At 63.0% G+C, this 21,910-nt stretch carries 17 protein-coding genes and 2 tRNA genes; 9 read left to right on the top strand and 10 right to left on the bottom strand.

From position 1 onward, the window contains the following. The first annotated feature begins 41 nt into the window (after window positions 1-41). Both serS and LDH66_RS17990 read left to right on the top strand, forming a co-directional pair. Window positions 42-1,421: a serine--tRNA ligase gene (gene serS, locus LDH66_RS17995; RefSeq protein WP_226482459.1), complete on the top strand. Its 1,380-nt coding sequence runs from the start codon at window positions 42-44 to the stop codon at window positions 1,419-1,421. A gap of 132 nt (window positions 1,422-1,553) precedes the next feature. After that, on the top strand, window positions 1,554-1,697 hold the full coding sequence (locus LDH66_RS17990; RefSeq protein WP_226482458.1) for a hypothetical protein: 144 nt from the start codon (window positions 1,554-1,556) through the stop codon (window positions 1,695-1,697). A 160-nt stretch (window positions 1,698-1,857) separates the two neighbouring features. Here LDH66_RS17990 and LDH66_RS17985 read toward each other — a convergent pair whose 3' ends face one another. Beyond that, window positions 1,858-4,044 carry an elongation factor EF-2 gene (locus tag LDH66_RS17985; RefSeq protein ID WP_226482457.1) on the bottom strand — a complete coding sequence of 729 codons (2,187 nt, stop codon included), beginning with the start codon at window positions 4,042-4,044 and terminating at the stop codon, window positions 1,858-1,860. A 260-nt stretch (window positions 4,045-4,304) separates the two neighbouring features. On the opposite strand from LDH66_RS17985, the gene LDH66_RS17980 reads away from it, so the two are divergent. Next, window positions 4,305-5,060, top strand: a complete 756-nt coding sequence (locus tag LDH66_RS17980; protein ID WP_226482456.1) for a DUF5781 family protein — start codon at window positions 4,305-4,307, stop codon at window positions 5,058-5,060. 398 nt (window positions 5,061-5,458) lie between these two features. On the opposite strand, the gene LDH66_RS17975 is transcribed toward LDH66_RS17980, so the two are convergent. Both LDH66_RS17975 and LDH66_RS17970 read right to left on the bottom strand, forming a co-directional pair. Continuing rightward, window positions 5,459-6,067 carry a 30S ribosomal protein S7 gene (locus LDH66_RS17975; RefSeq protein WP_226482455.1) on the bottom strand — a complete coding sequence of 203 codons (609 nt, stop codon included), beginning with the start codon at window positions 6,065-6,067 and terminating at the stop codon, window positions 5,459-5,461. Window positions 6,068-6,069: 2 nt separating this feature from the next. Continuing rightward, window positions 6,070-6,498 (bottom strand): 30S ribosomal protein S12, encoded by a 429-nt coding sequence (locus LDH66_RS17970; protein WP_004267302.1) that lies wholly within the window; start codon window positions 6,496-6,498, stop codon window positions 6,070-6,072. 287 nt (window positions 6,499-6,785) lie between these two features. Here LDH66_RS17970 and LDH66_RS17965 point away from each other — a divergent pair, with 287 nt between their 5' ends. Both LDH66_RS17965 and LDH66_RS17960 read left to right on the top strand, forming a co-directional pair. Continuing rightward, window positions 6,786-7,499, top strand: coding sequence for a hypothetical protein (locus LDH66_RS17965; RefSeq protein ID WP_226482454.1), 714 nt, complete (start codon window positions 6,786-6,788; stop codon window positions 7,497-7,499). A 137-nt stretch (window positions 7,500-7,636) separates the two neighbouring features. Further along, complete coding sequence (locus LDH66_RS17960; protein WP_226482453.1) at window positions 7,637-8,290, top strand: 4-vinyl reductase; 654 nt, start codon at window positions 7,637-7,639, stop codon at window positions 8,288-8,290. Window positions 8,291-8,365: 75 nt separating this feature from the next. Here LDH66_RS17960 and LDH66_RS17955 read toward each other — a convergent pair whose 3' ends face one another. The 7 genes from LDH66_RS17955 to LDH66_RS17925 form a co-directional block, all read right to left on the bottom strand. Then, complete coding sequence (locus LDH66_RS17955) at window positions 8,366-9,877, bottom strand: aldehyde dehydrogenase family protein (RefSeq protein ID WP_226482452.1); 1,512 nt, start codon at window positions 9,875-9,877, stop codon at window positions 8,366-8,368. Between the two features lie 326 nt (window positions 9,878-10,203). Continuing rightward, window positions 10,204-10,629, bottom strand: a complete 426-nt coding sequence (locus tag LDH66_RS17950) for a NusA-like transcription termination signal-binding factor (RefSeq protein WP_226482451.1) — start codon at window positions 10,627-10,629, stop codon at window positions 10,204-10,206. Between the two features lie 3 nt (window positions 10,630-10,632). Continuing rightward, a complete protein-coding gene (rpoA2, locus tag LDH66_RS17945; RefSeq protein WP_226482450.1) occupies window positions 10,633-11,829 on the bottom strand; it encodes a DNA-directed RNA polymerase subunit A'' in 1,197 nt (398 codons plus the stop codon). After that, a complete protein-coding gene (locus LDH66_RS17940; RefSeq protein ID WP_226482449.1) occupies window positions 11,822-14,749 on the bottom strand; it encodes a DNA-directed RNA polymerase subunit A' in 2,928 nt (975 codons plus the stop codon). The genes rpoA2 and LDH66_RS17940 overlap by 8 nt, the downstream gene beginning before the upstream one ends. A 3-nt stretch (window positions 14,750-14,752) precedes the next feature. Then, complete coding sequence (rpoB, locus tag LDH66_RS17935; RefSeq protein ID WP_226482448.1) at window positions 14,753-16,582, bottom strand: DNA-directed RNA polymerase subunit B; 1,830 nt, start codon at window positions 16,580-16,582, stop codon at window positions 14,753-14,755. Between the two features lie 3 nt (window positions 16,583-16,585). Further along, window positions 16,586-18,166 (bottom strand): DNA-directed RNA polymerase subunit B'', encoded by a 1,581-nt coding sequence (locus LDH66_RS17930; RefSeq protein ID WP_226482447.1) that lies wholly within the window; start codon window positions 18,164-18,166, stop codon window positions 16,586-16,588. Continuing rightward, on the bottom strand, window positions 18,167-18,394 hold the full coding sequence (locus tag LDH66_RS17925; protein WP_226482446.1) for a DNA-directed RNA polymerase subunit H: 228 nt from the start codon (window positions 18,392-18,394) through the stop codon (window positions 18,167-18,169). It lies immediately after the preceding gene. Between the two features lie 328 nt (window positions 18,395-18,722). Here LDH66_RS17925 and LDH66_RS17920 point away from each other — a divergent pair. The 4 genes from LDH66_RS17920 (at window position 18,723) to LDH66_RS17905 (ending at window position 21,876) form a co-directional block, all read left to right on the top strand. Continuing rightward, window positions 18,723-18,795 (top strand) — tRNA-Asp (locus LDH66_RS17920). Window positions 18,796-19,043: 248 nt separating this feature from the next. Beyond that, a tRNA-Asp gene (locus LDH66_RS17915) sits at window positions 19,044-19,116 on the top strand. A 105-nt stretch (window positions 19,117-19,221) separates the two neighbouring features. Continuing rightward, on the top strand, window positions 19,222-19,635 hold the full coding sequence (locus LDH66_RS17910; protein ID WP_226482445.1) for a group I intron-associated PD-(D/E)XK endonuclease: 414 nt from the start codon (window positions 19,222-19,224) through the stop codon (window positions 19,633-19,635). A gap of 117 nt (window positions 19,636-19,752) precedes the next feature. Continuing rightward, window positions 19,753-21,876: a bacterio-opsin activator domain-containing protein gene (locus LDH66_RS17905; protein WP_226482444.1), complete on the top strand. Its 2,124-nt coding sequence runs from the start codon at window positions 19,753-19,755 to the stop codon at window positions 21,874-21,876. Window positions 21,877-21,910 lie beyond the last annotated feature (34 nt).

Here is a 21,910-nt window from a genome sequence, read left to right as displayed (position 1 = left end):
CACGGTTTTGCCCGGGCGCAGAGAACGCACGACCAATACCAATGCTCGACCGGACCTATCTGCGCGAGAACCCAGACGAGGTACGCGAGGCCCTCGACGACCGCGGGGCCGACGTCGACATCGACGAGTTCCTCGAACTCGACGAGCGCTGGCGGGAGCTGAAGGCCCGCGGTGACGACCTGCGCCACGACCGCAACAAGATCACCAAGAAGATCGGCGAACTCGTCGCCGACGGGAAAGACGAGGAACGGGAGGAAGCCATCGAACGCTCGCGCGAGCTCAAAGCCGAGATCGAGGACGTCGAAGCCGAGGCCGTCGAGCTCCAGGAGAAACTCCGGGAGCGGATACTCGAGATCCCACAGGTCCCTCACGAGAGCGTCCCGCTCGGCGTCGACGAACGTCACAACGTCGAGGACCGGCGCTGGGGCTTCGACGACGCCCACGAACTGCCCGACGAGGTCACGCCACACTACGAACTCGGCGAGGAACTGGACATCATCGACGAGGAGCGCGCCGCCAAGACGACCGGCTCGGGCTTTTACTTCCTCAAGGGCGAGGGCGCACAGCTCGAGCACGCCCTGATCCAGTTCATGATGGATCTCCACCGTGAACAGGGCTACGTCGACCTGTTCCCGCCGATTCCGGTCAAGAGCGCCTCGATGCGCGGCACCGGCCAGCTCCCGAAGTTCGCCGACGACGCCTACCGGCTGGGCGGCAGCAACGAGGAGGAGTACGAGGACGACGACCTCTGGCTCTGTCCCACCGCGGAGGTGCCGGTCACCAACATGTACGCGAACGAGATCCTCCTGCAGGACGATCTCCCGCTCAAACATCAGGCCTACACGCCGAACTTCCGACGCGAGGCCGGCGAGCACGGCACTGAAACGCGGGGCATCGTCCGCGTCCACCAGTTCAACAAAGTCGAACTCGTCAACTTCGTCGAACCCGAGGAGAGCTACGACCGCCTCGAGAACCTCCTCGCAGAGGCCGAAGACGTCCTCAAACGGCTCGGACTCCCCTACCGCATCCTCGAGCTCTGTACCGGCGATCTGACCTTCGCCAGCGCCAAGACCTACGACATCGAGGTCTGGGCCCCCGGTGATGACATGGACGAGGGCCCCGAAAACGGCGGCCGCTGGCTCGAGGTCTCGAGCGCGTCGAACTTCGAGGACTTCCAGGCCCGACGAGCCGGCCTGCGCTACCGACCCGAGCGCCACGAGTCGGCCGACTACCTCCACACGCTCAACGCCTCCGGGCTCGCGATTCCGCGCGTGATGGTGGCGATCCTCGAGTACTACCAGAACGAGGACGGCACGGTGACGATTCCCGAACCGTTGCAGTCGTACATGGGCGGGAAGGAGGTCATCGAGGGCCACGAGAAGGTCGGCGAATCGGCGCTGGGTGCGGGCGAGCGAGAGTGAGCGCCGGTCGGTCGCCCGGCACTGACGCGTAACGCGATGTCACGTCGAGTGCGGACCCGGCTTGAGCGCCGCGATCGACGGTCGCCGTTCTGACAGCGGAAAAATTATACTCCGGAGACATCGCTGATACGTATGCACGTCGATATCCATCAGAAACTAATCGCGTCCGTCGTCGGCATACTGATCATCCTCGGGATGTCCCTGTTCTCGTGGTTGCTCGCGTTTCTGGCTGCACTGGTGATGGTCCCTTTCTACGTGAAGGTCCTGACAGCGTAATTACGCGGTGTATCGTCGTTTCGGGACGATCAGCGACCGGTGATAGGATACGGCACCACTCGGAGCGGCACCACTCGGAGCGGGAACGATCGAGAGTTGCGGCCCTCGAGAGCCCGATTCGAACGAACAGAGAAGAATCGAAACGCGAGTCGACGGCGAGTTAGATGTAGTCGATACTCGGCGGCAGCTCGAGCTTCATGCCCTTGCGCTCGCGGATCTCCATGATCTTGTCGCGCTGGAGGGAGTCGGACATGACCTCGAAGCCGGCGTTCTCGGTGTTCCAGGAGGCCCGACCCTCGGTCGCGGAGCGGATGTCGCTCGCGAAGCCGATCATCTCGCCGACGGGCGCGATGCCCTCGACGACCATGAGGTCGCCTTCCTGGTACATGTCGTCGACGCGGCCACGACGGCCCTGAATCTCGCCCGAGGCCGCGCCCATGTGATCGTTGGGCACGTCGATGCGGACGTCCTGCATCGGCTCGAGCATCTTGATCTTGCCGTCGATCAGCGCCTTGTGGACGGCCTCGCGGGTCGCCGGGATGACCTGTGCCGGGCCGCGGTGGATGGTGTCCTCGTGGAGGCGCGCGTCGTGCAGGCGGATCAGCGAGCCCTGCACCGGCTCGTTCGCCAGCGGACCGTTGTCGAGGGCGTCCTCGAGACCCTCGATGACGAGTTCCATCGTCTCGTTCAGGTGCTGGATCCCCTTCGTGTCGTCGATGAGGATGTTCGTCCCGTGCATGTGCTCGACGTTCTGGGACGTGTCCTTGTCCATGCCGGCGTCCTGCAGGGCTTCACGGCGATCCTGCTCGGGCATGTCCATCGAGGCCTCGCCTCGCTGGATCGTCTCCACGAGCTCGTCGTTCATCGGCTCGATGGAGATGTAGAAGCGGTTGTGACGGTTCGGCGAGATACCTTCGACCTGGTCGCTCGGCCGCTGGGGCTGCTCGCGGTAGACGACGATCGGTTCACCGGTGTTGACCGGAATGCCCTGGTTCTTCTCGATACGCTGGGTGATGACCTCGAGGTGGAGCTCACCCTGCCCGGAGATCAGGTGCTCGCCGGTGTCCTCGTTAATCGTAATCTGGATCGTCGGGTCCTCCTTGGAGACCTGTCGCAGCGTCTCGATCAGCTTGGGCAGGTCGTCCATGTTCTGGGCCTCGACGGACTTCGTAATGACCGGCTCGGAGATGTGCTCGATCGTCTCGAACGGCGTCATCTCGACGCTGGAGACGGTCGAACCGGCGATCGCGTCTTTGAGACCGGTGACGGCGGCGATGTTCCCGGCGGGAACTTCGTCCACTTCCTCGCGCTCGCCGCCCATGTAGACGCCGACGGACTGGATGCGGTTCTTGCCCGCGGTCCCGGAGACGTAGAGCTCCTGTCCCTTCTCGAGGGTCCCGGAGAAGACGCGGCCGGAGGCGACTTCACCGGCGTGGGGGTCCATCGCGATGTCGGTGACCATCAGGACGACCTCGCCGTCCTCGTCGACGAGGCGCATCGAGTCAGCGAGGTCCGACTCGGCGTCGCCACGCCAGATACGCGGAATACGACGGGGCTGTGCGTTGACCGGGTTCGGGAAGTGCTCACAGACCATGTCGAGCACGACGTCCGACAGCGGCGTCCGCTCGTGGAGCTCCTGGCGCTTGTCGGCGCGCTCGAGTTCCATGATCTCGGCGAAGTCCATGCCGGTACGCTGCATCGACGGCATGGAGACGCCCCACTTGTACAGCGCGGAGCCGAAGCCGACGGTGCCCTCTTCGACCGAAACGGTCCAGTCGTCGATGTCGTCCATCTCCTCGGTCATCCCGCGGATGAGTTCGTTCACGTCGCGGATGACCGAGAGGAGTCGCTCCTGCATCTCCTCGGGCCCCTCCTGGAGCTCGGAGATGAGGCGGTCGACCTTGTTGATGAACAGGGTCGGCTTGACGCCCTCTCGCAGTGCCTGTCGCAGCACCGTCTCGGTCTGGGGCATCGCCCCTTCGACGGCGTCGACGACGACGAGCGCACCGTCGACGGCGCGCATCGCTCGGGTAACGTCGCCACCGAAGTCGACGTGGCCCGGGGTGTCGATGAGGTTGATGAGGTGGTTCTGGTCCTCGTACTCGTGGGTCATCGAAACGTTCGCCGCGTCGATGGTGATCCCGCGTTCCTGCTCGTCTTCCTCGGTGTCCATCGCGAGCTGCTCGCCGGCAGTCTCGTCGGAGATCATGCCGGCACCAGCCAGCAGATTGTCTGTAAGGGTCGTTTTCCCGTGGTCAACGTGAGCGGCGATGGCGATGTTCCGGATGTTCTCCGGGTCGTCCATCAGCCGTTCACACTCTTGGACGATCTTCTTGCGTCGGCCCATATACCCCCCAATACCGCCAGCGGGGTCAAAAGGGTAGTGTTTCGTCGCCGCCGGAATTCGTCGTCTTTCCCCGTCCGAACGCTGGAATATCCAATTTGAGTGAGTGAACGACTCTCATAATTCCGCTGGGCGGCGGCGCGAGGGCCGCGTCCGGGCTCGCGACCGCTCCGAGGGACGATCCGACGTCTCGAGCGCGCGATTCGCCCGCGTGAAAGCGCACAAAAGAGTCAAATCCCGTCGGCCTCTTGCTAGGAGCACACATGGATATTCGCGTCCAGGGACCGGGCCCGACCTCTCCATTCCTCAGCGCCCGCGACCTCTTCGAAACCGAACAGGACCTCTCGCTGCCGGTCCACGTCCAGCTCCGGGACGACCCCGACGAACGGACCTGGGCTGCCCACTACGACGATCGCCACGTCCTGAACATCTCGAGACAGGCCGCCTCGTCGGCCATGGCCCGCGAGCTCGCGCTCCACGAGTTCGCTCACATGGCTCGCCACGAGCAGCGACACCCCTCTCACACCCAGTCCACCGAAGAAGTCCTCTACCTCGCGCTGGCCGGCAAGAGCGTCGAGCGACGCAAGCTCTCCCACTGCTACCAGATCGCGAACCACATGAAGGACATCTACGCCGACGACATCACCCTCTCGGTCGGCCCCGGCGAGAAGCTGCTCTCCTTTCTCGAGTCCAGCCTCGCGGCGGCCGTGGCCGATCGGCCCGAGACGCCGTCCCGTCCGGGGTTCGAGCGACTCTCCGCGAGCGCCGATCCCGAGATTACGGCGGTGAACGCGGCCTTCGCGCTCGCGCTCGCAGAGAGACACGACCTCGTCGACGAGGATCACCGGCTGTACGATCTCGCACACGCGGCTGCGATGGACGCTCCCGAGATCGACTTCGAGGGGTTCAAACGCCGGTTCCGGGAGCTCGCGCGGGAACCCGACACGAGCACCTATCGGCAGGTTCTCGTCGACGCAACGCGCTCGTACGTCGGTGGTGAGAGCCGCGCCGCGGACTGAGTCGGTGACCACCGGATCGCTCTCCCCGCAGGTAGTTCGGAGACGAGGGCGACGACCGTCCGCCCTATCCAGAGCGCAGGGCCGTCATCGGACCGACTCGAGGCGACAGACGATACTATTCGTCCCGAATCTTATTGTTTGATAGGAGTAGATGGTGGAACATACAGTGCGGACTCGAGCTACCGGGATGCCTCGAGGAAGCTGAGACGCGATCGGTGAGAGAACGAACGAGAAACGGGACAGAACGAACACAGCCCGAGAAACGTCGAACTATAGTAGCCACTGAAACGATTTACATGCTGATCGCAACGCTGTCGTGCGATCAGATATGCAATGACTTTCAGTGGCTACTATAGAAGGACCGAGAGAACGGCCGAAAACCGAATCGGCGAATCGCGTTAGCGGGCGGCTGCCGCGACGCGCTCTTTCTCCTCTTTCTGGCTGACCGCGTAGGTCTGGACGTCGTAGTTGGCCGCGCCGATGAGCTGGTTGGCGATAGCCTCTTCCACGTCCGTCGTCGTCTTGAACGAGCCGTTGTAGACGCCTTCCGCGAGGAACTTCAGCGACTGGTCGACGCGGCGCTGCGGGGCGACGTCGACGGCCTTCGGCACCGAGATGCCACCGTACTTCAGGCGGACGGTCTCCTCTCGCGGGGCCGCGTTCTCGACGGCCGTGACGAGCACCTGAATCGGGTTCTCCTCGGTCCGCTCGTGGATGATGTCGAAGGCGTCACGGACGTAGTTGAGCGTCTTCTGTTTCTTACCCGTGTTCTCTTCGGTCTGCATCAGTCGGTTGATGAACCGCTCGACGATAGAGATCTGGGACTTCTTGAACTGCTTGCCGGCGTGGCGACCCGCGGTGTGGGCGACGGGGGTCACCGTGATGTAGCGCTCGGTCGAGGGGTCGGCATACTCGAGTTCGCCGAGTTCCCACGTGCCGAAGAGCTTCGCCGAAACGTCTGCGCCACCGGCCGGGGCGTCCGGGTCCGGTTGATCTTCTGCCGCCATGATTATCGCACCGGTTTTTCCGCGTTCCCGCGAACGAGTTCCTTCAGGGCGACGCCGTTGACCTTGTCGACCTTGTAGTTAACACCGGAGAGGTCACCCATCGCACGACCCTTGGCCCCACCGATCCCGGCGATGGTGACTTCGTCGTGTTCGTCGATGAACGAGATAGCGCCGTCACCGGGACAGAACGCGGTGACTTGCTTGCCGTTCTTGATCAGCTGCACTCGGACGCACTTCCGGATCGCCGAGTTGGGCTGTTTGGCTTCGATGCCGACCTTTTCGAGTACGATACCGCGGGCCTGGGGCGCACCCTCGAGGGGGTCGGACTTCTCGCGAAGTCCGCGGGCGCGGCGCGCGTAGTCCGAGTCGGACCACCGCTGATTCTGGCGGTCCTTCTTGAGCTTGCGCGCGGCGTATTTGCCGTTTGCCATGGGCGTCGCTATCCGACGAAGGCACTTAAGCGACCCGTTTCGACTCGGCGTTACGGCTCGAGAGCGCTCGATGAGGGTCGACGAAGGAATCTGAGTGGGTTTCGTCTCCGAACGGCCGCTCTCCGACGCTGCGACGCAGCCGTCGACGATCCGAGTCACGCTATGAGTCACCGTACTGGCGTCGCGAACTCGCTTGAGCGCCGGTGAAGCGATCCCCTGCGATCTGATCCGACAGCAGACTGTTCAGGTAAGCAGAAATATACGTGTCGGAGAGTATCGATACGGCAATGAGACGACGAACCGTCATGGCCGGCGTCGTCGGAACGCTGCCGCTGCTCTCGGGCTGTTCCGATCCGGGAACGACGCTGTCGCTCGCTCCAGCGGGGCCGCGAGCGGTCCGCACCGACGACGAGAGCGAGCCATCGTGGTCCATCGCGTTCGACCTCGCCTACGAACTGAACGGACTCGACGAGGGCGACGGGCTGTACGGCGTCGCCTCGCACCTGATCGCCGCCGACGGCGATCGGCTCGAGCGGATCGGTCACGACGACCTGTCGTGGCGGGACCTGCCGAGCGACCGCCGGGAGACCGGGGAGTACGAGGACGGCGGCGAGTACTACCGCGGCACGGTCCGCGAACGGGTGTCGGCGACGACCGATCGATGTCCCCGGTGGATCGCGTTCACCGTCGACCGGGTAGCGGGATCGGGCGTGTGGACGGACGCATCGATCGAGGGCGTGACCGCTGCCGATCCGTTCGAGCAGGCCGGAGACGCCGTCCGGGACCGGGGCGGCGCAAACGCGACCGAGAACCGACCCGATTCGGCTGCAAACCGTTCGAACGCCACGGAGTCGCCCGCCGAGACCGACCGCAGTGAACTCGAGGTCGACGGCGCCGACTGGGAGCGAATCGATCTGAACGACTACCGGACGTACCCGCCGAGCGACGAGATTCCGGCGCCGACGGACGGCACGGAAAACGAGACGACGAATGAGACGTAACGGACGCGACATCGGCATCTGAGGGCACCGTTTGGGCGGACTCGATGCGAGAAGCGAGACCGACGCCCCGATTCTGATAGCAGACCGTGAACGTAACTAGAAGTTATTAGTCAGGAGGGTCACATTCTGTACCCGTTATGGCTACAATCGCTACGGTGTTGGGGACGACGTCCTGGTTCAAGCGACTCCTCGGGGGTTCCGACGACGAGTCACAGGACAGCGAGCAGTTGCCGACGGTAGACGATCGCATCGGATTCGACGGGGCGCTCGAGGACGCAGAAGTGATCGGTCGGAGCCCCCTCTCGTATATCGCCGCGGGGGAGTCGGTCTCGTCGTTCGTCGGGAAACAGATCACCAGTAAACTCGCCGAATACGGGCTCGAGGACATCGAGTCCGACGAGTGGTATCCGCTCGAAATTCCGCTCGCCATGTTGTACGATATGCGCGACGAGTACGGTGCCGTCAGAATGCAGAACATGGGGCAGAACGTCCCCCAACACGTCGAATTTCCGCCGGAGCTGACCGAGGTCGATAACGCGTTACGGGCGATCGATACGGCGTATCACCAGAATCACCGCGGCAGCGAAATCGGATTCTACGAGTTCCAGACGGAGGGATCGAGCGAGGGAGTGATGACCTGTGAGAATCCCTACCCGTGTGAATTCGATAAGGGACTCATCAGGGGCGTCGCGAAGAAGTTCGCTAACAACCCCGTCGAGGTCGAGGAAGTCGGCGACCAGTGTCGGTCGGACGGCGACCAGTGCTGTGAGTACCGTATCAAGTGGATCTGATCGCGGCCACGCCGTGACCGACGTCAGAGATGTCGAATCGCTCCCCTATTCCACGGAGTAGGGGGCTGTCCCGGATCAGTACGGATACTCGCGGGGTTCGCGCTGAATCGAGATCCACTTCAGCGTCGTCAACGTGTCCATGATCCACTCGTCGTTGTACCGGCCCATTCCCGACGCGCCGACGCCGCCGAACGCGACGTGCGGTTCGTCGTTCAGCGGCTGGTCGTTGATATGAACCATGCCCGTCTCCATCGCGTCGGCCACGTCGCGCGCCCGCCCCACGTCCGCCGAATGGACCGAGCCCGACAGTCCGTACTCGGTGTCGTTGGCGATCCGAATCGCCTCCTCGTCGGTCTCGAAGGGGATGACCGGCGCGACCGGCCCGAAGTGCTCGTTGCAGGCGACCGGCATGTCACTGGAGACGTCCGATAGCACCGTGGGTTCGACAAACAGGCCCTCGTGGCCGCCACCGGCCTCGACCGTCGCACCGCGCTCGACCGACTCCTCGACGAACCCGACGATCTTGTCACGCTGACTCTCGTTGATGACCGGGCCGACCAGCGTCCCCTCCTCGAGCGGATTTCCGATGGGGAGCTGCTCGGCGCGGTCGGCCAGCCCTGCCACGTACTCGTCGTACAGCGATTCGTGAACCAGGTGGCGGTTGATCGAGATGCACTCCTGTCCCTGATGGGTGAACGACCCGAACGCGCCGGCATCGATCGCCCGCTCTAAGTCGGCGTCCGATAGCACGACGTGAGCGTTGTTCCCGCCCAGCTCGAGTGCGGGTTCCGTGTATGCGCCGACGGCACGCTGGCCGACGCCCCGTCCGACTTCCGAGGAACCGGTAAACGACATCACCGACGGGACCGAGTGTCCCGAGAAGTGGTCGCCGATCTCGTGGCCGTAGCCGGGGACGACGTTCAGGACGCCGTCCGGAAGGCCGGCCTCCTCGAAGACCTTCGCAAGCACGAGCCCGCCCGTCAGCGGGGTGTGCTCGTCGGGCTTTAACACCACGCTGTTGCCAAGCGCGATAGCGGGCGCGACGACTCGGCTGGAGAGGTACAGCGGGAAGTTCCACGGCGTGATGACGCCGACGACCCCGGCCGGTTCGCGCACGAGGAGGTTCTCCTTGCCGGGCGTGACCGAGTCCGTGCGACGGCCGCCGTCGCGCATCGCCAGTCCGGCGCCGACATCCATCGTGCCCTGTGCGAGCTGGGTCTCGAAATCAGCCTTCAGCCCGACACCGCCGCACTCGACAGCGAACAGCGTCTCGAGATCGTCGGCGTACTCGCCCAGTAACTCACAGGCCTCGGAGACGATCGCGGCGCGCTCCTGTGGCGGTCGCTCTCCCCACTCCGCTTGGGCCGCCTCCGCGGTCGCATACGCCTCGTCGACATCGTCCTCGGTCCCCGAGGGAACCGTCGTCAGCGTCGTCCGCGTCGCGGGGTTTTCGACGTCGATCAGGTCCCGATCGTCGGCAGGGACCCACTCTCCGTCGATATACATGGCGTTCCACCCGCTTTCCGGCGCGATGTCGAGTTCGTCCACGTCTTCCTCTCCGGCAGATAACTCGCTTGTCTCCGTCATACGACTCCCTCTCTCGGTGGAATCTGCTTATTGGTTTGGATAATACATTCACGAGTGATAACAACTGGCTGCTATCACTACGGTCCGCATGAGGTGCGAGCGTGCCGTTCTTTGCCCTCTAGATTCCTACCGTACATTACTACGGTATGAACGATCTGCAATAATTCAAACGCACCTACATGAATCAGAGACGAAGAGATCTGTCCTTTCAACTGGAGACTACGGAACAGTTTCCCTCTTCGAGAGTCCGCGATCCGATCACTGGACGCGAACTGTTCGACTGACAGCGAGTCCGATGGAAAGACCGGTACAGGCCAAAAGAGCGATTAAATGAGCTGGACGTCGTCGATGCCGAAGTGACGATCTACGAGCCGTCGAGCGGCGTCGATCGTCCGTCCGTTCGTCCCGATCGCGATACCGTGGTCGTCTTCGGCGACTTCGACGTACGCGACGGTGTCGTTGTTCTCGCTAATCGTAACGTTGTAGACGACTGCCGGTGCGAGCACGTTCGCGACGAACACCTCGGGATCGTCCGCGTCCTCGACGAGTCGAACCTGAGCGTCGGCGCGTTCTTCGAATCGCTTTACCGTTCGACCGCCGGGACCGATCGCTTCGCCCATCCCGCCACTGGCGACGAGGATCAGGAGCCGGTCACCGCCCTCGGTGACGAGACAATCTCGGCCGTCAACGCCTGTCACGTCCTCGAACACGGCGAGATACTGTCGGGCGTCGTCATCGAGGGTAACGCCCATCGATCAGTCTGCCTGACTGCTGCCGGAGGTCGTCGACCCCATCCTGAGATCGACGTCGCCGGTGCCGAGCTTGATCGGCTTCCCGACGATGACGTTCTCCGTTACGCCGTCGAGATCGTCGATCTCACCGTGGATCGCGGCGTTGAGCAGGTGATTAACCGTCACCTCGAACGCCGCGCGGGCCAGCACCGATTCCTTCGATCCCGAAATTCCGTGCCGACCGATCGACTCGATCTCGCCGCGGTTCGTCATCATGTCCGCAACGAGCATCAGGTGCCGGACGTTCACGTCGTCCAGTCCCTGTTCGGCGAGCGTGTTGTTCGTCTCCTCGATGATCGCCTCGCGAGCGGCCTCGATACCGAGATTGCGGTGGATCTCGTGGATGTTGTTACACGTCGTTCGCGAGGCGTCGACGCCCTCGATCTCCAAGGCGTCACCGAAGGCCGAACCCTCGGTGTAGAGGACGAACTCCTCGTTGCCGTTGTCGAGTTCTTCCCGACGGATGACGACCCGAGAGACCTCCTCGATTCCCTTGAACGTAATGTCGCGGAGCTCCTCGACGAGCTGAAGGAGATCGCGGTAGGACGGCTCTTCGGGGCCGAACTCGATTTGGGACCCCTGCTGGATCGTCTTCACACCGAGCGAGTCCTCGATGATCCCGGCGACCTCCTCGGCCGTGATCATCCGTTCCTGGAGCGTGTCCTCGTTGAGCGAGATCTGAACGCGCATGTCCGCGACGTTCGTCGAGACGTCGCCCAGCGCGAGGATCTGTGTCGCCTCGATGTTCCAGACGACCTCGTGGGCCTTCTCGCGTTCGGTCGCGTACTCGTCCTCGAGGTAGACGGTCATCATCGGCGTGTCTGGCGTCTTTCGAGCGTCGACCAGCTCGATCAGCCGGGGCAGCCCCTGGGTCACGTCGATCTCGGCGACGCCGGCGTAGTGGAACGTGTTCATCGTCAGCTGCGTCCCGGGTTCGCCGATCGACTGCGCCGAGACCGTCCCGACGGGGTCGAGCGGGTCGACGCGGGTGTCGAGGTAGCGGGTCTCGACGGCCTTCGCGAGTTCGTCCGCCTCCTCGACCGTCGCGCCCTCGCGGGCCTCGAGCGTCTCGTAGACCTCGTCTTTGAGCCGCCGCGGAAGGTCGGTGTCTTCGACGACTGCGATCGTGTCGTCGTCGACGGCGTACTCGACGTTAGTCATCGGAGGTCACCTCCGTGCCCTCAGTCAGTCGATCGTCGGCATGTTCGGAGAGGTTCGTCGGCCGCGGCTTGGACCCGAGGAACTCCTGGCGGTCCTCTTCGGAGTCGAACTCGGAGTCGAGCACGCGGTCGGCGATGTGCTCGACGTCGATGTCGTTGTCCTCGTCGGAGGAGACCTTGACCGGCGAGGTCCCGTCCTCACCGAACTCGAACTGAACGATCGTGTCCGAGGTGTCCCGGACCGTGCCGTCGTACTGCGTCTCGAGTTCCGAGAGGGCGTTGATCAGGCGACGCTGCAGATACCCGGACTTCGATGTCCGGACTGCCGTGTCGACCAGGCCCTCGCGGCCGCCCATCGCGTGGAAGAAGAACTCCCGCGGGGTCAGGCCGCTCGTGTAGGAGTTCTCAACGAAGCCGTGTGCCTCCGCCGAGAGGTCGTTCGGCTCGTAATGGGAGAGCGTTCGGTCCTCGTAACCGCGGTTGATCCGCTCGCCGCGGACCGCCTGCTGGCCGACCGCGCCGGCCATCTGGGTCAGGTTGAGCATCGACCCACGGGCACCGGAGTTGGCCATAACGACGGCGGGGTTGTCGTCCTGGAAGTGCTCGTCGGCGATGTTACCCGCGTTGTCACGCGCACGCGAGAGCGTCTGCATAATCTTCATCTCGAGGGTCTCGTCGATGGTTCGACCCGGGAGACTCTCGAGTTCGCCGCGGTCGTAGGCCTCGATGAGCTCTTCGACGCGGTCGTTGGCGTCGTCGATCGTCTCGTCGATGCGGGCCTGCGCTTCCTCGGGGATGGTCTCGTCGTCGATCCCGATCGAGAACCCGAAGTGCATGATGGCACGCATCGCCAGCGTCGAGACCTCGTTGACGAAGATCCGGGCGCGGGTGTTGCCGTAGACCTTCGTGATCGTGTCGACGATCTCGCCGCCGAACTCGCCGACCTCGTCTTCGGCGATGGTTCCCTGCAGCAACTGGCCGTCCTCGATGATGACCTCGTCGCCGATGGTCCCCGTGAACTCGAGGTCGAGATCGTCGGGCAGCAGTTCGGAGAAGACGTCGTACCCGGTCCAGAACGGCGTGCCCTCGTCGTCGATGCCGCTCGGTTCGGGGAGTTCGTCGATCCGGGTGGCACGGAGCAGGTCGAGCGCCTGCGTCTCGTTGAATCGGGGGTTGTCGTGGGTCAGGAGGTACATCCCGGAGATGTGGTCCTGAATGGCCCCGATGATGTTCTCACCGAATCGCGGCGAGAGCATCTGTTCTTGGACGCGCATGAGGACGCGCGCTTCGGCGCGGGCCTCCTCGTTTTGCAGCGCGTGCATGTTCATCTCGTCGCCGTCGAAGTCGGCGTTGTACGGCGGACAGACGACGGTGTTCAGCCGGAACGTCTTGTACGGCATGACCACGACCTCGTGGGCCATGATCGACATCCGGTGGAGCGACGGCTGGCGGTTGAAGATGACGATGTCGCCGTCGATGAGGTGGCGGTTGACCTCCCAGCCGGCCTCGACCTTCTCGGCGAGCTGTTCGCAGTTCTTCTCGGTCACCTTCAGCCGACGGCCGTCCGGCCGCCGGACGTAGTTCGCGCCGGGATGGCCCTCGGGGCCGTTCGAGACGAACCGCCGGGCGTCCTGGAGGTTGCGCTCGGTGACGTTCATCGTCTGGGTCATCTCCTTTGCGACGCGGTCCGGCACGCCGACCTCGTTCAGCGAGAGGGTCGGGTCCGGCGAGATGACGGTCCGGGCAGAGAAGTTCACGCGCTTCCCGGACAGCGAGCCGCGGAAGCGACCCTCCTTACCCTTGAGTCGCTGGGAGAGGGTCTTGAGCGGCCGCCCGGATCGGTGTCGCGCCGGGGGCGTGCCCGAGATCTCGTTGTCCATGAACGTCGTGACGTGGTACTGCAGGAGTTCCCAGAGGTCCTCGATGATCAGCTGTGGTGCACCGGCCTCGCGGTTCTCCATGAACCGCTGGTTGATCCGGATGATGTCAACCAGCTTGTGCGTGAGGTCGTCCTCGGAGCGCTGGCCGTTGTCCAGCGTGATCGACGGCCGCGCGGTGACCGGCGGCACGGGAAGGACGGTGAGGATCATCCACTCGGGACGGGACCGCTCGGGGTTGATTCCGAGCACTTCGATGTCCTCGTCCGGGATGTTCTCGAACCAGTCCCGAATGTCGCTGGGCATCAGCTTGTTCGTGTCCTCCTCGGTCAGGTCGATGTCGAGAGCTTTCTCGATCGCCTTGCGCTGGCTCTCCCGCGGACGGAACGAACCCGACAGGATCTCGTTGACTCGAGTGAGTTCGATCTCCGTCTTCTCGGCGAGTTCGTCCGGCGTCGTCCGCTCGATGCCTTCCTCTTCGTCGCCCTGCATCGCGCCGGCGATGCGCTGGGAGTACTCACTGGTGAGGACCTGCTGGACCTCGTAATAGGTGGTCGGCTTCTCGTGGTCGATATCGTACTGGATCTCGCCACAGAACGGACACTTGTCCTTCTTTCGGGCCTGTCGGATCGCGGCCTTGGTCACGTCGTTGAGATCGCGGCTCAGCTTCCGGGATTCGTCGAGCTGATCGCGGAACTCGTCGCGTTCGTCCTCGGTCAGGAGGAGCCGCGAACACTCCCGACAGGTCCCTCGCAGGAGCCGTCGGATGAGCTTCGTGAAGCCGACATGGATGACCGGTGCGGCCAGTTCGATGTGACCGAAGTGACCGTTACAGGAACCCGAGTGCTTGCCGCAGGTCTTACACTCGAGGCCGGGGTCGATCACGCCGAGACGCGGGTCCATCAGGCCCATGTCGATGGGGAACCCGTCGTCGTCGTAGGTGTCGGCCGTGATGATCTTCGTCGCGCTCATCTCCCGGTACTCCTCGGGCTCCATGAGCCCGAAGGAGAGCGAACCGATGTCTTTGGGTGTCGTGTCTTGCATGGGTTATACGGCGTCCTCCAGTTCGAGTCGCGGTGCGATACCCAGCGCCTTCATCTCGTCTAAGAGGAGCTTGAACGCGTAGCTCATCTCGATCTCGTGGATATCGGTCTCTTCGTCGCAGTTCGGACAGTAGACACGCCGCTGTTCGACGTTTTCGACCGCACTCATCCCACAGTTCGCACAGATGTGGATGAACTCACGGTCGGACTCGTCTAAGAGTCGTTCCTTCAGCGTCATGGCCGCACCGTGGCCGATGAACACGTCGCGTTCCATCTCTCCGATACGCAGCCCGCCCTCGCGGGCACGTCCTTCCGTTGGCTGACGGGTCAGCACCTGCACCGGCCCGCGAGAGCGGGCGTGCAGCTTGTTCGAGACCATGTGGTAGAGCTTCTGGTAGAAGATCACGCCGACGAAGATCTCGGCCTCGATCTTCTCGCCGGAGATGCCGGAGTACATGGTCTCCTTGCCGGCCGAGTCGAAGCCGGCGTCCTCGAGTCCCTGTCGGAGTTCGTCCTCGTCCTCGCCGAGGAACGGCGTCCCGTCGACGCGGCGTCCCTCCATCGAACCGAGTTTGCCGCCAATCATCTCGAGAATGTGGCCGACGGTCATCCGCGACGGCAGCGCGTGCGGATTGAGCACGAGGTCGGGGACGACCCCCTCCTCGGTGAAGGGCATGTCCTCCTGTGGCGCGAGGTGGCCGACGACACCCTTCTGGCCGTGTCGCGACGCGAACTTGTCCCCGAGTTCGGGGATCCGTTCGTCGCGCACCGAGACCTTCGAGAGCTTCGAACCGTCTTCGCCCTCCATGAGGGTGACGGTGTCGACGATCCCCGACTCGCCCGAGCGCATGGTGACGGACGTCTCCCGGCGCTTCTGCGGTGAGAGACCGCCCATGTCGTCGGGCTCCTCCAAGAACCGCGGCGGGCTCGTCTTTCCGAGCAGAACTGAGTTCTCGTCGACCGTCGTCTCGGGGTTGACGAGGCCGTCCTCGTCCAAGTGGGTGTACGCTTCCTCGCCGCGGGCACCGCGGACGTCCTGACTCGGAATCTCGAAGCGGTCCTCCTGTCCGCCGGGGTAGCGACGTTCCTCGCCCTCGTAGGTCCGGAAGAAGTGCGAGCGCGCGAGCGCGCGTTCGACGCTGGCCTTGTTCATGACCAGCGCGTCCTCGATGTTGAAGCCCTCGTAGCTCATCACGGCGACGACGAAGTTCTGCGCGGCGGGGCGCTCGTCGTAGCCGATCTGCTCGGTCGTCTGGGTCTTCACCATCGACAGCTGCGGATAGTGCAGGAGGTGCTGGCGCGTGTCCGGTCGGATCCGGTAGTTCGCGCTCGGCAGCCCCAGCGACTGCTTGATCATCCCTGCCCCCATCGTAATGCGGGGCGAGGCGTTGTGCTCGGGATAGGGGATCATCCCCGCACCGATCGAGAAGATCAGCGACGGGTCGATCTCGAGGTGCGTGTGTTTCTCGGTCAGATCGTCTTCGTCGACGCCGACGAGGATGTCCTCTTCTTCCTCGGCGTCGATGAACTCGATGTAGCCGTGATCGACGAGATCCTCGAACTCGAGGTCACCGTCGTTCATCGCCTCGATCTCCTGCTGGGAGATGCGCGGTTCGCCGTCCTCGACGACCAGCAGCGGTCGCCGTGCGCGGCCCGCGTCGGCGTTGACGATCACTTCGCGGGTGCGATCTTTGACGGAGACGTTGACCATCTCGCTCACGTCGCCGATGCGTCGCGCTTCGCGGATCTGTTCGGCCAGTTCGTGCGGATCGGGATGCGTCCCCACCAGCGATCCGTTGACGTATACTTTCGCCTCTCGTTGTTGACTGCTCATGATTTAGTCGTCCCCTGACGCCGCCGTTCGTTCGATCCCTTCGAGGCCGGGAATGCCCTCGACCCCCATGGATGCCAGTTCGCGTTTGAGTTCCTGTTCGTCCTCGACGTTCTGGGAGAGCTCCATCGACTGCGCGAAGTTCTTCACCAGCCCACAGTTCGGCCCCTCCGGCGTCTCGGAGGGACCGATGCGACCCCACTGGGTCGCGTGCAGGTCCCGCGCTTCGAAGTGCGGCTGCGAGCGCGAGAGCGGGCTGCGAAGCCGGCGCAGGTGCGAAAGAACGCCCATGAAGTCAGTTCGGTCGACCAGCTGACTCACGCCGGAGCGGCCGCCGACCCAGTTGCCCGTCGCGATCGGGTGCTCGAGTCGCTCGGTCAGGACGTCCGAGCGGACGACCGTGTTGACCGAGAGCTGTCGGTTGCGCATGTTGGCGCGCTCGAGCTGGTACTTGACGTCCCGGGCCAGCTTGTTCAGCGCGGTCCGGAACAGGTCCTTCATCAGGTCACCGCTGACCTTCAGTCGCTTGTTCGCGTAGTGGTCCTTGTCGTCGGACTCGCGCCGTCCGAGCGCGAGTTCGAAACAGGCCTCGGCCATCCGACAGAGGTAGTGAGCCTTGTTGATCCGGACGTCCTCCTCCTCGACGCCCTCCTCGTGGAGGTGCGGTAGGAGGTAGCGGTCGATGACGTAGTTAGCCCGCTTGAGCTGGTAATTCTTGCCCTGGCCAGAGGCGACGCGTTTGCCCAGTTCCTCGATGGCCTCCTCCTCGGTCTGGACCTCCGCTTCCTCCAAGTTCTCGAGCATGTACTTGACGACCTCTGGGTCGTTCGAGACCTTGTGGACGATCTCCTCGTCCGATTCGAGGCCCAGTGCACGCACGAGCGTGACGAAGTTAATCGATCCCGACACCGAGGGGAAGGATACCTCGAGCAGTCCCTCACGGTTTCGCTCACACAACACGAGTGCGCGGTAGCCACGGCGCTGCGAGAAGGTCTTGGCGACCTGAATCTCGTCGCCGTACTTGCTGTCGTATTCGGCGAGAATCTTGTTCGGCGCGAGGTCCTCGCTGGTCATCAGCACCCGCTCGGAGCCGTTGACGATGAAGTAACCGCCGGGGTCGGCGGGGTCCTCGCCGATCTCGATCAGCTCCTCGTCGGAGAAGCCGGCGATGTTACACTTGTCGGAGCCGACCATGATCGGCATCCGTCCAATCTTCGTCTCGGTCGAGTCGACGACTCGCTCGTCGCCTTCCTCGCCCTTGACGATGGACATTTCCATAAAGACCGGCGCGGAGTAGGTGATGTTCCGAAGCCGAGCCTCCTGCGGGTAGAGGAGTTCTTCGGAGCCGTCCGCCTCACGGACACGCGGCGTGACGACGCGGACGTCGCCGAGTTCAACGTGGACCGGCTCCTCGCCTTCCTTGTCGCCGATGTCCGTATCGATCGTCGCCTTCTCGTCGACGACCTCCTGCATCCCCCGGTTGAGGAAGGCGTTGAACGAGCGGTAGTGGTGTTCGGCGATCCGTTCCTTCGAGAAATATTCGCGCGAAATCTCTCGCCGTTTGTCGCGGTTGAGTTCTATTGACATTTATTCTACCACGAGTCGGTATACGATCGACTGATCGGTCGTCCGCGAGTCGCGAACGATCTTGATGACGTCACCGATCTCCGCCTCGTCGGGGAGAGCGGGATCCTTGCGCTGTATTTTCGGTAAATCTGTACGGTCGATGTTGTATTCCTCGAGCACTTCCTCGAGGGCCTCCTCCTCGAGAACGGTGTGCTCCGGAACGAGTTCGTGTTGGCTTACGTCTACCATGTATTGGGTTGGATGTGCGTGTCGGCTATCGGGAGAGAAGCGGCTGTCACGAGATACTACAGGCAGGTACCGGCGGGAGGCATTTAACGGTTACTAACTCGACGCACAAGCAGGGCTACCCGGCCGGGCGAACCTGACCGGAGCCGTCGATCACACTCGAGAGTATCCGGTTATCAGTTATATTCCTTGTGGGTCGTGCGGTTCGCTATCACGATTCGGTGTGTAGTTCGGGCTCGAGGGCGGAATATCGTGGCGCGGCTGACCGTACCATACGGTAGGTAATTGAAAAGCCTTAATACCATAACCGGGAAATGGAGAGTTGCAGGGAGCCCGGGTGGTGTAGTGGCCCATCATACAACCCTGTCACGGTTGTGACGCGGGTTCAAATCCCGCCTCGGGCGCTTTCTGTTGACGCTGATTCGTGAGCGATGAGTATACGGTAACCGAACAGATCGGCCGAGCCGTTCCGATTCGGATTGCGCCTAAAGCGCGTTCCAATCACATCTCAAATACAAGTGGACTATCGGGGTAATTGGCTGATGTTGGCACGTCGGTCGTTTCACGAGCAGACTATCTGTCACCGATACGGACAAACGGTCGCAGAGCAAAACCCTTAATACCATCACCGGGAAATGAAGAGTTGCAGGGAGCCCGGGTGGTGTAGTGGCCCATCATACAACCCTGTCACGGTTGTGACGCGGGTTCAAATCCCGCCTCGGGCGCTTTCTATTGACGCTGATTCGTGAGCGATGAGTATCGCAGTGGGATCTACTGACCACCACCGATCCGTCCGATCGTTTTTCTACCAGCGGGCGGCGCAGTACGCTATGCGTAACTCGAAAGCGGTCGGCGATGAAACCGAAGCGAGAGCGATTTCCAAACTGGTCGCCTGCAACTACAGCGTCTCGGTTCCGTTCGGCGACAACGACAAATACGATCTCGTCATCGACGACGGGACCGACCTCTATCGACTTCAGTGTAAAACCGGCTGGTCGAATAAAGCGGAGACGCTCCGATTCAATACGCACTCGCAAACGACGAAAAACGGCGCCTATCACGAGGATACGTATCACGACTCGATCGACGCGTTTCTCGTCTATTACCCCGAAAACGGACAGTTTTACTGGATCAATACGGACGACGCGACCGAACAGAAGATGGAGCTCCGCTTCGAGTCCGAGATCAATCATCCGTCGATCAACTGGGCGGCCGAATACGAATTCGACGGGCGGATTCCGTGATCGCGATTTCGAGCGGACAGAGATACTAGGTGATTCGGTGTCGAGTAATTCGAATGCTAATTGTTTAGTATCTCTTCTCCGATGTATCGGAAAACGGGATTACAGGGAGCGGAACGAATGACCAACCAAATCACCGTACTCATCGTCGATAACGAGCCCGGCTTCGCCGACCTCGCCGGAGAGATGCTCGAGCGCGAGCGCGAGTCGATCGTCGCCGAAGCGGCGACGAGCGGCGCGGAGGCGCTCAGCGTGATCGAGCGTCGCGACGTCGATTGTATCGTCAGCGATTACGAGATGCCGGAGGTGACCGGACTCGAGTTGTTAGAGCGCGTTCGCGAGGACGATCCCAGTCTCCCGTTCATTCTCTTTACGGGGCGTGGATCGGAGGAGATCGCCAGCGAGGCGATCGCCGCGGGCGTGACGCAGTATCTGCAAAAGGAGTCGGGCAAGAAGCAGTACGCGCTGTTGGCGAATCAGATCACGAACGCCGTCGCTCAGTACCGCACGGAGACGGAGCTTCGGGAGAGCGAGCGGCGCTACGAGCGGACGCTGACGACGTTACACGAGACGACGCGGGACCTGATGCGGGCCGAAACCAAAGACGAGATCTACCGGTCAGCGGTCGAGACGGCGAGCGAGATCCTCGACGTGACGATCGCCGCGGCCTACGCGTTCGAGCCGACGGCCGGCGGTCTCGAGCACGCGGCGTCGACGCGAGGATCGCCCGAGTTGGGTGATCCGGAGACGACGTTCGAGCGGGGCGAGGGATTGGTCTGGGACGTCTTTTCGGAGGGGGAAAGCGCCTACTACGAGGACGTGACGCGGGAGGATGGTGTCGAGACCGGAGAGGCGTTGAGCCGGAGCGAACTGATCGTTCCGCTCGGTACTCACGGTGTACTGGTCGCCGGGTGCGATCGCGTCGACGGGTTCGACGAGACGATGGTGGAACTGCTACACATTCTGGCAGCCAACACTGAGGCCGCGCTGGATCGGGCCGAGCGCGAGCAGTTGCTTCGGGACCACGACCGGACACTGACACGACAAAACGAGGAGCTGACGCGGCTCAATCACACGAACGAGATCGTCCGGGAGATCAACCACGCGGTCGCGCAGGCCTCGACGCGCGCGGAAATCGAGGAAACGGTGTGCGACCGCCTCGCCGAGACGGACCGGTATCGCTTCGCCTGGATCGGCGCGAACGACGACGAACCGCCCGCGCCGACCGCGTGGTCCGGAATCGATGCGGCCTACATCGACACGATCCGCGACGACGGTGAGCGAGCACCCGAACTCACGCTAGTCCGGGATACCCTCGAGGCCGGGCAGGTGCAACTGGTACACGACGTCCTCGAGGACGAAACGTGGAAATCGCGACGGAAGGAGGCGCTGACATACGGCTATCAGACGGTGCTCGGCGTACCGCTGGTCGCCGACGAGCGTCGGTACGGCGTGTTAGTTGTCCACGTCGCGGGGGCCGATTCGGTCGGCGAGAGCGAACGGGAAGTGCTGGCCGAACTCGGGGAAACGATCGGGCACGCGATTCGGTCGGTCGAGCGGACTCGGGCGATGGTGACCGATAGCCGGCTCGAACTCGAACTCGCCATTGGGGACTCGCGGCTGCTGCTCAATCGGCTCTCGGCACAGGTCAGGGACGGGGGATCGATAACACTGGAGGGTGTCATCGATCGCGGCGAAGACGGAATCGTCCTGTTCGTCAGCGCGCCGGCGACGGCGTCGCTCACCGATCTCGAGGCGGAGTGGGCATCGATCGAGACGCTCTCGGTGGTGTCCGAGGGCGACGAGGAGAGGCTGTTCGAACTGACGGTGGCGTCGACGCCGTTTCTCGACGTGCTGCGGACCTTCGACGTACAGGTGCGGATGGCAACGGCCGAGGACGGGACCTCGACGCTCGTCCTCGAGGTGCCACAGAGCGTCGAGACGCGGTCGCTGGTCGAGGCGATCGGAGAGAAGTATCCCGAGACGGAACTGGTGGCCAAGCGGGAGACGACGCACACACGGTCGGCGCGACAGCTCGATACTTACCTCGCGGAGCGACTCACCGACAAGCAGTTCGAGGCGTTACAGGCGGCACACTACAGCGGCTTCTTCGAATGGCCCCGCGAGAGCACGGGCGAGGACCTCGCGGACGCGCTCGGCGTGTCGCCGCCGACGTATCACTATCACCTCCGGGCGGCCGAACGGAAACTCGTCACGGTAGCATTCGACGGCTATTCTAGTTAATTAGTGTTATTATAGGATACAATACAACAGATTA

Source organism: Natrinema amylolyticum (assembly GCF_020515625.1).
GTDB lineage: Archaea > Halobacteriota > Halobacteria > Halobacteriales > Natrialbaceae > Natrinema > Natrinema amylolyticum.
The sequence above is the reverse complement of the archived record's forward strand: the minus strand, read 5'-3'. Positions and strand labels throughout refer to the sequence as shown.

What these genes read in the sequence shown, in the direction of transcription:
- LDH66_RS17955 (WP_226482452.1), bottom strand. Translation starts at nt 9,877, where the DNA reads ATGACGGAGACAAGCGAGTTATCTGCCGGAGAGGAAGACGTGGACGAA.
- LDH66_RS17975 (WP_226482455.1), bottom strand. Translation starts at nt 6,067, where the DNA reads ATGGCGGCAGAAGATCAACCGGACCCGGACGCCCCGGCCGGTGGCGCA.
- LDH66_RS17905 (WP_226482444.1), top strand. Translation starts at nt 19,753, where the DNA reads ATGACCAACCAAATCACCGTACTCATCGTCGATAACGAGCCCGGCTTC.
- LDH66_RS17930 (WP_226482447.1), bottom strand. Translation starts at nt 18,166, where the DNA reads ATGTCAATAGAACTCAACCGCGACAAACGGCGAGAGATTTCGCGCGAA.
- LDH66_RS17950 (WP_226482451.1), bottom strand. Translation starts at nt 10,629, where the DNA reads ATGGGCGTTACCCTCGATGACGACGCCCGACAGTATCTCGCCGTGTTC.
- LDH66_RS17925 (WP_226482446.1), bottom strand. Translation starts at nt 18,394, where the DNA reads ATGGTAGACGTAAGCCAACACGAACTCGTTCCGGAGCACACCGTTCTC.
- LDH66_RS17910 (WP_226482445.1), top strand. Translation starts at nt 19,222, where the DNA reads ATGCGTAACTCGAAAGCGGTCGGCGATGAAACCGAAGCGAGAGCGATT.
- serS (WP_226482459.1), top strand. Translation starts at nt 42, where the DNA reads ATGCTCGACCGGACCTATCTGCGCGAGAACCCAGACGAGGTACGCGAG.
- LDH66_RS17940 (WP_226482449.1), bottom strand. Translation starts at nt 14,749, where the DNA reads ATGCAAGACACGACACCCAAAGACATCGGTTCGCTCTCCTTCGGGCTC.
- LDH66_RS17990 (WP_226482458.1), top strand. Translation starts at nt 1,554, where the DNA reads ATGCACGTCGATATCCATCAGAAACTAATCGCGTCCGTCGTCGGCATA.
- LDH66_RS17970 (WP_004267302.1), bottom strand. Translation starts at nt 6,498, where the DNA reads ATGGCAAACGGCAAATACGCCGCGCGCAAGCTCAAGAAGGACCGCCAG.
- rpoA2 (WP_226482450.1), bottom strand. Translation starts at nt 11,829, where the DNA reads ATGACTAACGTCGAGTACGCCGTCGACGACGACACGATCGCAGTCGTC.
- LDH66_RS17965 (WP_226482454.1), top strand. Translation starts at nt 6,786, where the DNA reads ATGAGACGACGAACCGTCATGGCCGGCGTCGTCGGAACGCTGCCGCTG.
- rpoB (WP_226482448.1), bottom strand. Translation starts at nt 16,582, where the DNA reads ATGAGCAGTCAACAACGAGAGGCGAAAGTATACGTCAACGGATCGCTG.
- LDH66_RS17960 (WP_226482453.1), top strand. Translation starts at nt 7,637, where the DNA reads ATGGCTACAATCGCTACGGTGTTGGGGACGACGTCCTGGTTCAAGCGA.
- LDH66_RS17980 (WP_226482456.1), top strand. Translation starts at nt 4,305, where the DNA reads ATGGATATTCGCGTCCAGGGACCGGGCCCGACCTCTCCATTCCTCAGC.
- LDH66_RS17985 (WP_226482457.1), bottom strand. Translation starts at nt 4,044, where the DNA reads ATGGGCCGACGCAAGAAGATCGTCCAAGAGTGTGAACGGCTGATGGAC.